The sequence below is a fragment of the Phycobacter sedimenti genome, from assembly GCF_038148855.1.
Taxonomy (GTDB): Bacteria; Pseudomonadota; Alphaproteobacteria; order Rhodobacterales; family Rhodobacteraceae; genus Phycobacter; species Phycobacter sedimenti.
Window position 1 is genome coordinate 370,792 of record NZ_JBBVGR010000002.1, and the last position, 11,780, is coordinate 382,571.

At 61.6% G+C, this 11,780-nt stretch carries 7 protein-coding genes and 1 tRNA gene; 4 read left to right on the plus strand and 4 right to left on the minus strand.

The window, feature by feature from the left end; genetic code table 11:
• Window positions 1-69 precede the first annotated feature (69 nt).
• Window positions 70-1,110 (minus strand): NADPH-dependent curcumin/dihydrocurcumin reductase, encoded by a 1,041-nt coding sequence (curA, locus tag AADA15_RS04865; protein ID WP_341640418.1) that lies wholly within the window; start codon window positions 1,108-1,110, stop codon window positions 70-72.
• Window positions 1,111-1,341: 231 nt separating this feature from the next.
• Here curA and AADA15_RS04870 point away from each other — a divergent pair, with 231 nt between their 5' ends.
• Window positions 1,342-2,127: an inositol monophosphatase family protein gene (locus AADA15_RS04870; protein WP_341640419.1), complete on the plus strand. Its 786-nt coding sequence runs from the start codon at window positions 1,342-1,344 to the stop codon at window positions 2,125-2,127.
• Between the two features lie 111 nt (window positions 2,128-2,238).
• Here AADA15_RS04870 and AADA15_RS04875 read toward each other — a convergent pair whose 3' ends face one another.
• Together AADA15_RS04875 and putA are read right to left on the minus strand one after the other, a co-directional pair.
• Complete coding sequence (locus AADA15_RS04875) at window positions 2,239-3,021, minus strand: rhomboid family intramembrane serine protease (RefSeq protein WP_341640420.1); 783 nt, start codon at window positions 3,019-3,021, stop codon at window positions 2,239-2,241.
• A gap of 61 nt (window positions 3,022-3,082) precedes the next feature.
• A complete protein-coding gene (putA, locus tag AADA15_RS04880; protein WP_341640421.1) occupies window positions 3,083-6,508 on the minus strand; it encodes a bifunctional proline dehydrogenase/L-glutamate gamma-semialdehyde dehydrogenase PutA in 3,426 nt (1,141 codons plus the stop codon).
• Window positions 6,509-6,638: 130 nt separating this feature from the next.
• On the opposite strand from putA, the gene AADA15_RS04885 reads away from it, so the two are divergent.
• The 3 genes from AADA15_RS04885 (at window position 6,639) to AADA15_RS04895 (ending at window position 7,875) form a co-directional block, all read left to right on the plus strand.
• Window positions 6,639-7,109, plus strand: a complete 471-nt coding sequence (locus AADA15_RS04885; RefSeq protein ID WP_341640422.1) for an Lrp/AsnC family transcriptional regulator — start codon at window positions 6,639-6,641, stop codon at window positions 7,107-7,109.
• A gap of 40 nt (window positions 7,110-7,149) precedes the next feature.
• Entirely contained in the window at window positions 7,150-7,725 is a 576-nt protein-coding gene (locus tag AADA15_RS04890; RefSeq protein ID WP_341640423.1) for a histidine phosphatase family protein, read from the plus strand.
• 74 nt (window positions 7,726-7,799) lie between these two features.
• Window positions 7,800-7,875, plus strand: a tRNA-Val gene (locus AADA15_RS04895).
• 201 nt (window positions 7,876-8,076) lie between these two features.
• Here AADA15_RS04895 and AADA15_RS04900 read toward each other — a convergent pair.
• Window positions 8,077-11,780: DUF7933 domain-containing protein (locus tag AADA15_RS04900; protein WP_341640424.1), on the minus strand; the 3,704-nt coding region annotated here is incomplete at its 5' end.

Consider the following 11,780-nt stretch of genomic DNA (forward strand, 5'->3'; position numbering starts at 1 on the left):
GCAGGACCTGAAATGAAGAACGCCCGCCAGTGTTTCATGGCGGGCGTTTTCAATGGATGATCAGGCCTGTCAGATCAGTTTCACGATCTGCTTGCCGGTATTGCCTCCACGCAGCATGGAGCGGAAGGCATCGGGGGCGTTCTCAAGGCCAGTCGCGATGTCTTCAAGGAAGCGGACCTCCCCCGAGGCAACCTTGGGGCCGACTTCCTTCAGGAACTCCGGATAGCGGTCAAAGTGGTTCGAGATGATGAAGCCGTTCACCGACAGGAACTTGACCAGGATGTTCCGCCAGATGTTCGGACCGGTCAGCGCCGCGTCCGACGCCCCGGCGCCAAGGCCGCCTGCGTTGTACCATGCAATCATGCCGCAGATCGGAATGCGCCCATGGGGGTTCATCAGGGGCAGCACCGCCTCAAGCACCTTGCCGCCGACGTTCTCGAAATAAATGTCGATTCCCTTGGGGCAGGCGGCGGCCAGATCCTTGCGCAGGGATTTTGCATCCTCATAGGCGCGATGATCGAGGCATTCGTCAAAGCCGAAGGTCTCGGTCGCCAGTTTGCATTTGTCCGCACCGCCCGCGATTCCAACAACGCGCAGACCTGCGAGTTTGGCAAGCTGACCCACCATCGACCCGACCGGGCCGGTCGCGGCTGCCACAACAAGGGTTTCCCCGGCCTGCGGGCGGCCATAGGCGGTCAAGCCATGCCATCCGGTAAACCCGGGCATGCCCAGAACGCCAAGCGCCGCAGTGATCGGACCCTGCGCAGGATCCAGCTTGCGCAGCTCCTTGGCGGGCAGGCAGCCGTGGCTTGCCCAGCCGAGCATCCCGAAGGCATAGTCGCCGGGCTTGAAATGCGGGCTGTTGGAGGCGATCACCTCGCCGACGGCTCCGGCCTCCATGGTGCCGCCGATCGGCACCGGGGCGGCATAGGATTTGGCATCGTCCATCCGACCTCGCATGTAGGGGTCCAGCGACATATAATGCGATTTTACAAGGACTTCGCCCTCACCCGGTATGGGCAGGTCTACTGTTTCGAGACGAAAGTTCTCGTTCGTCGGCTCACCGACGGGGCGGCTGGCCAGCACGATCCGTTGCATCTGTTCGCTCATTTGGGTCTCCCCTCCCTATTTCTTTATCCAAGGTGTCAGTTTATCTGAACTGTGTGGTTCAGTTTCGCGCATTGCAACCCATAGCAGGAATAACCCAACGGCACATCCAGACCATGGGATGTCATTGACCCCGTGAGACCTTGGGCATTCACTCTTGGCAACGGGGAGCAGGGCGCGTATAGGCACGGTTTGACCGGCATCTCCCCCCGACCGATACAGGAGTCTGCAGACATGATTGGCAGCGCGAACCTCAACGTGATGATCAAGGCCGCCCGCAAGGCAGGCCGTTCCCTTGTGAAGGACTTTCGCGAGGTCGAGAACCTGCAGGTATCGATGAAGGGTGCGGGGGATTTCGTCTCCAAGGCCGATATTGCAGCCGAGAAGATCCTGAAGGACGAGCTGATGGGCGCGCGCCCCACCTATGGCTGGCTGGCCGAAGAAGGCGGTGAGATCCCCGGTGAAGACCCGACCCGCCGCTGGATCGTCGATCCGCTGGATGGCACCACCAACTTTCTGCACGGTCTGCCCCATTGGGCGATTTCCATCGCGCTGGAGCACAAGGGCAAGGTGGTTGCGGGCGTGATTTACGATGCCGCCAAGGACGAGATGTTCTTTGCGGAAAAAGGCACTGGCGCCTGGATGAACGACATGCGGATCCGGGTTTCGGGCCGCCATCGGATGATCGAGACGATCTTTGCGACCGGTCTGCCATTCGGCGGGCGCTCCGACCTGCCTGCGACCCTGCAGGATCTGGCCCGTTTGATGCCTGCCTGCGCCGGTGTGCGGCGCTGGGGCGCGGCTGCGCTGGACATGGCTTATGTGGCTGCGGGGCGCTACGACGGCTTCTGGGAGCGGCGACTGAATCCGTGGGATCTGGCGGCAGGTATCATCATCGTGAAAGAGGCCGGTGGCCTGATCGAGGCGATCAACCCCGATGAAGGCATTCTCGAGTCCGGTGAGGTCGTCTGCGCCAATGAGGCCATCTACGAGAATTTCGCCAAGGTGATCCGGGGCTGATTGCCAACAGCGGAGCGATTTGACCAACATTAGGAAGCGCGTTCAGCCGGTCTGGCTGGGCGCGCTTTTCTCTTTCGCCCACGGGTTTGGCGCGGAGCGCTGTGCAGGGGACTACTTGCCCCAGGGCCCAGGATTGCGTCTCTCTGTGTGTACCCGGCGGGGGATGCGCGGCACGCGTGTGGGGCTGGACTCATACCGTGTTTCGGGATGCGGCGGCAGCCCTTGTGTCCGACCCCAGAAGGCTGTGCCACCGCGTTTCAGCCACAAGGGAATGCAAAGCCCCATGCCCACGACAAAACCGCCAGCATGAGCCCAATAGGCAACGCCGCCGGTGTCCGGGTCGGAACCGAGCCCGCCGACGAACTGGATCACGAACCAAAGGCCCAGCATGATGAAGGCCGGGATCGAGAAAACCCGGAAATAGATGATCAGGATCAACAGAATATCGATGCGCGCCCTCGGGAACATGAGAAGGTAGCCCCCCATGACCCCCGCAATTGCGCCTGAGGCGCCAACCGTGGGCACCGTGGACATGGGCGCTGCCATCACATGCAACAGGCCGGCTCCGATCCCTGCGACGAGGTAGAAGCCGAGAAAGGGCAGGTGGCCCATCTCGTCCTCCAGGTTATCGCCAAAGATCCAGAGAAACAGCATATTGCCCGCCAGATGCATGAAACCGGCGTGCAGAAACATCGATGTGAACAGGCTGCCAAAGCCGCTGCCGTAGGTCACCTCGCGCGGGATGATGCCGTAAGCATAATAGAAACCGGCCATTGACCGGTCGCTGGTGTAGGTCGAAATCGCATAGAGAAACACCGCGATATTCGCCGCCATCAGGAGGTAGACAACATAGGGCGTGCGCCCCGACGGGTTGTGGTCGCGTAGCGGAAACATGGGCCGAACGCTGGGCCGGTTTCAGCCCAGCGTCAAGGTGTTATCGGGGAAAGCGGGTCATTCAGGCGCTGCCACCCAGAAGCGCTGCGTTGCCGCCGGCTGCAGTGGTGTCCACGCAGACATGACGCTCTGCCAGAACCCGTGCCGGATCGGGATCGCCGGGGATCAGCGGAATGATTGGCCCCTGACGTTTTGCTAGGATCTGCTCGATCCGCCGTCCGGTTTCCTCGTCGCCCCACCACAACACACCGGAGAAGCCCTCGATGAACTCAAGGCGGTGGAGGTCAATAAGCCCATTTGCTTCGATGGCCGTACCGCCAAGCGCGAGAACAGCTTCTTTCTGGGCGGCCGCTGCCTTGGCACCTGGTCCCAGGCACAACAGCGGCGGGCGCGCCGATGTTGTGAGACGGTTGGATTCGCCTGTCGGGCCGGGCAGCGAGGTGGTCCTGGCCGGGGCCTCTGTCCCTGAAGGAACGGGCAATTCGGTCATTGAGCCTTCCCAGTCCGCGCCGCTGCTCTGACGATCAGGCGCGCAGAACCGCGCCATGTAGTAGGGGCCGCCTGCCTTGGGGCCGGTGCCCGAAAGGCCTTCGCCGCCAAAGGGCTGGCTGCCGACAATGGCGCCGATCTGGTTGCGGTTGACGTAGATGTTGCCTGCGTGCACCCGGTCGCAGACGTGCTGAACCCGGTCATCGATCCGCGTATGCAGGCCAAAAGTCAGACCATAGCCGGTCGCGTTGATGTCATCGATCACACGGTCCAGATCCTGCGCCTTGAACCGCGCCACATGCAGGACGGGGCCAAAGATCTCCTTTTCGAGCGCGCCAATGCCCGGCACGCTGATCAGAGTGGGCGCCACGAAGGTTCCGCCCTGTGGCGTCTGCATTTCTTTCAGAACGCGGCCCTCGGCACGGGCCTGATCGATATGTGCCAGAATGCCTGCGCGCGCGCCCGCATCGATCACCGGACCGCTGTCCACATCCAGATGCCACGGATCGCCAAGATTCAGCACATCCATGGCGCCCTTGAGCATCTTCAAAAGATCGTCGGCAATGTCCTCTTGTACGTAAAGGCACCGCAGGGCGCTGCAGCGCTGACCGGCAGACTGAAAGGCGCTTTCGATGATGGATTGCACGGCCTGTTCGGGCAAGGCGGTGGAGTCGACGATCATTGCATTAAGACCGCCGGTTTCAGCAATCAGCGGCGCTCCGGGGCGCAGGTTGTCGGCCATGGCGCTGCGGATTCGCAGGGCGGTCTCGGTGGAGCCGGTAAAGGCGACACCGTCGATGCGCGGATCCGAGGTCAGCCCGGCGCCAACCCGGCTGCCTGGTCCCGGTAGCAGTTGCAGGGCGGTGCGGGGCACGCCGGCCTCATGCAGCAGTTGAACGGCGCGGTGGGCGATCAGCGGGGTTTGTTCCGCCGGTTTGGCCAGAACCGCATTGCCCGTGGCCAGCGCCGCCGAGATCTGCCCGGTGAAGATCGCCAGCGGGAAGTTCCAGGGCGAAATGCAGGTGAACAGGCCTGCGGGGTCCGCATTCGGAATGCGGGCGGCGTAGTAGCGCAGAAAATCCACTGCCTCGCGCAGTTCTGCCACCGCATCGGGAATGGATTTGCCCGCTTCCCGTGCCAGAAGAGCGAACAACTCGCCATAGTGGTCTTCGTACAGATCAGCCGCCTTGTTCAGGGCCGCTGCGCGGTCAGTCGCGGGGGCATCCCAGGGCCGGGCTGCCGAAAGCGCGGTTTCCACATCTGCTGCGCTGGCTGGGCGTAGCTGTCCGACCACGGTGAGGTCGGACGGGTTGGTGACATCCTCGGCCGCCTCTGGCGCGGCATCCCCTGCCAGCAGCGGTCCGGCTGTCCAGCTATGGGTGCGCCAGGATGCGCGCGCCCGTTCGATAGCCGCCAATGTCGGGGCATGGCCCAGGTCAAATCCCTTGGAGTTCGGCCGTTCCGGCGCGAACAGTTCCGGGCCGGTGGGGATGCTGCGGCTTACGTCCGAAATCGCGTCAAAGGGATCGGCGGCCACCACTTCGGGCGGTACGTTCTCATCCACTATCTGGTTCACGAAAGACGAATTTGCGCCGTTTTCCAGCAGACGCCGCACCAGATACGCCAGAAGATCACGATGGGCGCCGACCGGCGCATAGATCCGGCAGTTGGTGCTGTTCTGGTCTTTCACCATCTGGTGCAGGGTTTCGCCCATGCCATGCAGGCGCTGGAATTCGAACAGGCTTTTGTCCTCGGCCATATGCAAGATGGCGCTGACGGTGTGGGCGTTGTGGGTGGCGAACTGCGGATAGATCCGGTCGGTCACCCCGAGCAGTTTGCGGGCATTGGCGATGTAGGACACATCGGTCAGCGCCTTGCTGGTATAAACCGGGAAACCATCCACGCCTTCGACCTGAGCGCGCTTGATCTCAGTGTCCCAATAGGCGCCTTTCACCAGACGCACCATGAAGCGGCGGTCGTACCTCTCGGCCATCCGGTAAAGTGCATCGATGGCAAGGCCGGTGCGCGGCCCGTAGGCCTGCACCACGACGCCAAAACCCTCCCAGCCCGCCAGCGAAGGATCAGAGACGACTGCCTCGATCACTTCGAGTGACAGGGACAGGCGGCCGGCTTCTTCCGCATCGACGTTGAGGCCCATGCCGGCCGCCTTGGCCAGAAGCGCCAGCGCTTTCAGGCGCGGGACCAACTGCTCCATCACGCGCGCGTCCTGTGCCAGCTCATAGCGCGGGTGGAGGGCGGACAGTTTCACCGAGATGCCGGGGTTCTTGCGGATGTCATCGCTGGTGCAGGCTGCGGCTATGGCCGAAATTGCCTTGGAGTAAGACAGGTGATAACGCGCGGCATCAGCCTCGGTCCGGGCCGCTTCACCCAGCATGTCGTAGGAATAGGTATAGCCCTTTGCCTCCATACCGGCGGCGCGTTTCATGGCGCTTTCGATGCTTTCACCCAGGACGAACTGCCGTCCCATTTCCTTCATCGCGCGGCCAACGGCGGTGCGGATCACCGGCTCGCCGAGGCGCTTGATGGCGCCGCGCAGTGCGCGCACGGGGCTTGGCTTGTCCTCGTCCAGCACCTTCCCGGTCAGCATGAGGGCCCAGGTAGAGGCATTGACCAGGGGGGAGGAGGAATGACCAAGGTGCTTGCCCCAGTCGGAGGGCGCGATCTTGTCTTCGATCAGCGCATCGATGGTGTCGGCATCTGGGACCCGCAGCAGCGCCTCGGCAAGGCACATCAGCGCGATACCTTCGTCCGTGGAGAGGCCGTATTCGGCGAGGAAGACCTCCATCAATCCGGGGGCAGAGTGGCCACGAATGTCTTTTACAAGGGCTGCGGCATTGGCGCAGATCGCCTGCCGATCGGCTAGGGACAGGGCTGCGGTTTCGACCAGCCGGTCGCGCATGGCGGTTTGGTCCGCATAGGTTCCGGCGTCGATCAGATCGCGCAGCTTGCCGGACTGGATTGGGGTGGCTTGGGTCATGCAGAAAACTCCAACAGAAAATCCGCAACGGGTCTGATGGTCAGGTTACACCGGAATGCGCGGGACATTCGCCTGAATGTGTGGTATCTGCAGTGCGATTGACGGAATTTTGGCGCATATTGAGGTTCAAATGATCTTTTCTGATCTCGACCGCTATGATCGGGCGATTCTGAATGTGCTGGCGGAGGATGGCCGGATCTCGGTCGCAGACCTCGCCAGGCGGATCGGCTTGTCCAAATCTCCGACCCAAACCCGTCTGAAGCGGATGGAGACCGAGGGCGTGATCACAGGATACCGCGCCCTGGTCGATCCCATCCGGCTTGGTCTTGATCACGTCGCTTTTGTCGAAGTGAAGCTGGACGATACCCGCGAGGCGGCCCTGTCGCGGTTCAATGCCGCGGTTGTGAAAGTCCCTGAGATCGAGCAGGTTCACATGATGGCCTCACATTTTGACTATCTCCTGAAGGTGCGGACACGTTCCATGACGATCTACCGCGAGGTACTGGGGGAGCGGATATCCTCCCTGCCGCATGTGGCGTCGACCTCGACCTACGTGGCGATGCAGGCGGTGAAGGAGGACGGCGCATTTGCGCAACTGTGAAGACACACAGGCGGCACGCGCCACAAAAAAGGAATTTTGAATGAGCGATTACCCAAAGATCTGGCTCTTGCGTCATGGCGAGACGGAATGGAATGCAGAGCGGCGCGTTCAGGGACAGCTTGAGTCCCGGCTCAGCGAGCGTGGCCTTGGGCACGCACGGCGTCAGGCCGAACTGATGGCCCCGGTCCTGGCGGCCGAGAACCCACCGTGTTTCGTCTCGCCCCTGGGGCGGGCGCAGCAAACCGCTGAAATCGCCTTGGCCGGACGCGGTTTTGTGACCGATGCGCGCCTCGCCGAAGTTCATGCAGGGATTTTTCAAGGGCACAGGTTGGCCGATCTCAAACAGGCAGACCCCGCCTATTTCGAGCGCTATGTGACCCCGCTTGACATGTTCTGCGAAGCCCCCGGCGGAGAAGGGTACGGACCGTTCCGGGCGCGCACACTGGATTTTCTGAAAACACTGACCGGCCCGTCTGTTGTCGTAGCCCATGGGCTGCTGGGGCAGGTGATGCGCGGCATCGTCTGCGGGCTGAGCCGTGCTGAGATGGCGCAGCTCGAGAACGGGCAGGGCTGTGTCTATGTTCTTGAGAATGGCTCCGAAACGGTTCTGCGCTGACTGAATAAGAGTGGAAAAAAATCGCACAGACCCTCTTGCGCAGCCTCTGGGATTTCTCTAAATCCCGGCCCAGCGGGTGATTAGCTCAGTTGGTAGAGCGCTTCGTTTACACCGAAGATGTCGGGAGTTCGAGTCTCTCATCACCCACCATTCTCCCCATTATTATTCACCCGCGGTTTGGCTCTTCAGTGCGTGATGTGTAACCCTCTGGCAAAGCGCACAATTGTGTTGGCCATGTCTTTTCCCTAGGCATGATTCTGTAACGTCCTCTCCATCAGTCTGACCCTGTGCAGGGTGGCCGAAAACCGGCATGTGCTGCACAAGGTCAGGCAAGTCATGCAAGGCCGCAGGTCAGAACGGCATCCTGAAGCTCAGAGAGGCGCCGAAGGATTCAAAACCGGCGGCACCGATACCGTCGTAGAAACCTTCGACCGAGATCTTGATGTCGCGATCCGGCATGAACCATGTGGCACCTGCTTCCAGCCGCCCCCGGAAATCGGAATCAGATGAGGCAAGAGTGGCGTCCGTCGGGTTGCTGTCCTGCAGTTTGTTGAAATCGTAGATGCCGGAGAAAGAGACATAGGGCGCAAACTGCAAGCTATCGCCTCGGTTGATCTCCCATGACAGCTTCGGGCCGAACTCCAGGCGCCCCAGATCGAAGTCCTGCGACGGGATCGTGCGCCCCAGCGAGTCGGTGTAGCTCTCCTGCGTCTCGTGATAATAGGTGACGCGCGCAAACGGGCTGACGGTCAAGGTCGGGTTCAGCTCAAAATCGCCGGTCAGCCCCGCCTGGACCAGGATTCGCTCTGTTTCGAAGTCATCCTCGAACAGTCCCAGCGCATTCACCTTGTTCCTGGATTGGCCGTAGGTTGCGGATGCATCCAAGTAAAGGTTCTCTTGAAGGCGGATGACGGCATAGGGGCCGATCATCCAACCCAACCCCTGCGCGGAGGTGTTCGCAGCTCCGTTCTCTTCTTCGGTAAAGTCCAGCTGTCCCATGACGCCAAAGACCGCGCGGTCTGAATTGGTGTAGTCAACACCGGCAAACAGAAGTCCGGACTTGCTCTTGGAGTGGATGTTCTTGCTGATGGCGTAAGTGCCTTGCGCCCAGAAGTCCCAGCCGGACCAGGCCGTCTGGCCAAACAGGGAGGCATCGCCCGCGTCGTTTACGCTGGCACGGCTGACCTGCGCTTCCTGATCGAAGCCCGCGAAGAGGCTCGCTCTGGCGGGCGTAACATCAGAAGGGGGCACGCCGTTTGTGGTGACCTGTCTGTTCGTCCCGTCCTCCAGCGCAGGGGGGCGGGTGGTCGGGGAACTGAGCGATGACCGCCAGGCGGTGCCATCGTTTCTCCGGCGCATCTCCTCGGCAAAGGCCCGGTAGCTGAATTGGAAGCTTCCTGAGTGCGCACCAGAGGTGGCGTTGAAAGCCAGCCGGTTCACGCCCCCCTGATGCCCCGCGACGTTTCTGGCAAGGCGTGAGACCAGGTTCGGCTGGTTCGAAACGATGTTATTGGCCCTGCCGGTTACGAAGGAGGCGATGACTTCCTGGGTTTTGCGAATGTCTGCCTGGTCATTTCGGGTGTTGGTCATCGTGAAGGAAACGCCGGTAAGGCCGGGGGCGCTGGCTGTCACGGTGTAAGGCATCAGGGTCGGGCTTCCCTGATAGCCCGAAGCGATACCGTTTGCCGTCAGGCCCGAGCTGGTCGCTGTGCCATCGGACCCTGTGGTGACGGACTCGGTGTTGGTGCCGGTGCTCGCAAAGATCAGCGATGCGCCTGTGGCCGGGGCTGTGAAAGTCACGACCACGCCCGCGACACCCGCGCCGCCCGCTGTTGTTGCAGTGACCACGAGGGGGGCTGCGAAAGTCTGATTGATTTCGGTGCTCTGATTTGATCCGGAGGTGAGCTGCAAGCTGCTGGGAACCGCCTGCGCCGTGCCGCTGATGCGGACATTAAAGGGGTTTTCATCCGCGTCGGTATTGACAAGGCTTAAGTCAAATCCAAAGGCGCCGCTCGATGGGGCAGTATAGCTCAGGGTGAGCGTCGCCGTGCCGCCGCCTGCGGCCAGGGATGTCGAATCAAGCGTGATACTGTTCACGGTGACATTGCTTGCGGCGGTGATATTGCCGCCGATGGTTGGCGTTGTGAGCGTGAGCGTGTCCGTTCCTGAATTTGTGATCGTGTAGGTCAGAGTCGCTGCCGATCCTGAGCCGACCGGGGAGGAGACCGAATCCGTTCCGCCATCGCTGATCGCACCGCTTTCGGAGGAGGAGACTTCAATCTCCGGTGTGCCGCTTGCGCTGCCTGCAACCGTGAAGCCGAACGTGCTGGTCGACAAAAGCGTTGCGGCGCTCGTTTGCGACGCAGGGGAAGGCGTGCCCGCCGTCAGCGAAAAGAAGATCGTTACGTCAAAACTGTATGCTCCGCTTTGCTCCGGCGAATAGGAGATCTCCAGCGTGGTCGTTCCGCCTCCACTCGCCACCGTGTTTGAGGCAAGCGTGATGCTGTTGATGACGACATTGCTCTCGTTCGAGATGTTGGCGGCAACGGTTGGCGTGATGATATTGAGGGGGGCCGTGCCGGGGTTGGTGATGGTGTAGCTGATCACATTGGCGTTTCCTGCAGGGGCAACACCTGAAATCGTGTCTGTGGCACCATTGGTGAGCGATCCACTTCCCGCGGATCCGAGGTCAAACTCTGCGGTGCCAATGGCGGTGCCGCTGACAGTGAGTGTGTAGCTGCCCTCATCCGCATCATCGCTGGCTATGGTCAGATCAAAGGAAAAAGCACCGTCTGCGGTCGGAGTATAGAGCACTGTGAAAGTTGTCGTCGCACTCGCCGCAACCGAAGAGGATCCGGGCGACGAGATTGAATCGATCGTCACGTTACTGGCCGAACCTCCGCTTGGCGTGCCTGAGATCGTGAGCGTTGCGTTGCCTTCGTTCGCGATCGTGTATGTCAACGTCTGCTGGTCGCCTGCCGTCACGCTGCCCTGAGGATCGCTGCCGCCGTTGGCGATAGAGGTCGATGCAGGACGCTGAATGTCGATTTCCGGGGAGGCCACGGTCAGCGTCGCCGAGGAACTGCCCGAATTTCCGAGGCTCGAGCTGAGAGACCCGGTCGTATTGACGTAGGATCCGTCAGCAGAGGCGGTCACAGCGACCGTTACCGTACAGCTTGAGCCGGATCCAACGGTCCCGCCGGAATAGCTGATGGTTCCCGTTCCGCTTGTCGCCGTCAACGTGCCGCCACTGCAGGTGGTGGCCGCGCCTGCGGGCGATGCCACCAATAGGCCTGCAGGCAGGGAATTGGAGAAGTCGAGGCTCGTGGCCCCGGCTCCGTTCCCGGTGTTGTCGATCGCGAAGGTCACAGTCGAAGTGTCGCCCGCCTGGATGGTGTTCGGGACAAAGCTCTGAGTGAAGCCTGGTGCAGTTGTCGCGGCGCCGCTGATGGTAAAGTTGAACGGGCTTTCATCACTGTCGTTGTTGGTGAATGCCAAATCGAAAGAGAAGGCTCCTGCCGCCGTCGGGGTGTATTGGACGTCAAATTCGGTGGTGCCTCCCCCCGCTGCCACTACGCTCGCGGCCGGAGCTCCGATTGAATTCACCGTGACATTGCTCAGGTTCGCAGGGCTTGCGGTCGCCAGTGTCAGGTCGGCGGCCCCCGAGTTGGTCACCGTGTAGGTAACGGTCTGCGCAACTCCGGCGGGCTTGCTGCCCTGATCGTCGGTGCCGCCATCGGCGACGGAATTGGTGGTGGATGAGGTCAGGTTGTCGATCTCGGCCTTGGCGTTGATGGTGCCCGAGATGGTGACGTTGAAGGTGGTCTCGTCGGTGCCGTCCTCGGCGTCATTGGTGGTGAAGCTGAAGGGGACGGAGAAGCTTGCGCCGTCGGTGGTGGAGCTTGGCGTGAAGGTGATGCTGATGGCACCGGTCTCGGAGCCTCCGGCCGCGACGGTGCTGGTGACGATGGAGGTGGCGCCGAAGCTGGCGTTCGTGGGCGTGCCTTGGGTGAGGGCCGAGAGGTTGAGCGGCCCCGATCCGCTGTTGGCGACGG

Coding starts and splice junctions, on each gene's coding strand:
- curA (WP_341640418.1), bottom strand. CDS start 1,110: ATGAGCGAACAGATGCAACGGATCGTGCTGGCCAGCCGCCCCGTCGGT.
- AADA15_RS04885 (WP_341640422.1), top strand. CDS start 6,639: ATGATCTTTTCTGATCTCGACCGCTATGATCGGGCGATTCTGAATGTG.
- AADA15_RS04870 (WP_341640419.1), top strand. CDS start 1,342: ATGATTGGCAGCGCGAACCTCAACGTGATGATCAAGGCCGCCCGCAAG.
- AADA15_RS04875 (WP_341640420.1), bottom strand. CDS start 3,021: ATGTTTCCGCTACGCGACCACAACCCGTCGGGGCGCACGCCCTATGTT.
- AADA15_RS04890 (WP_341640423.1), top strand. CDS start 7,150: ATGAGCGATTACCCAAAGATCTGGCTCTTGCGTCATGGCGAGACGGAA.
- putA (WP_341640421.1), bottom strand. CDS start 6,508: ATGACCCAAGCCACCCCAATCCAGTCCGGCAAGCTGCGCGATCTGATC.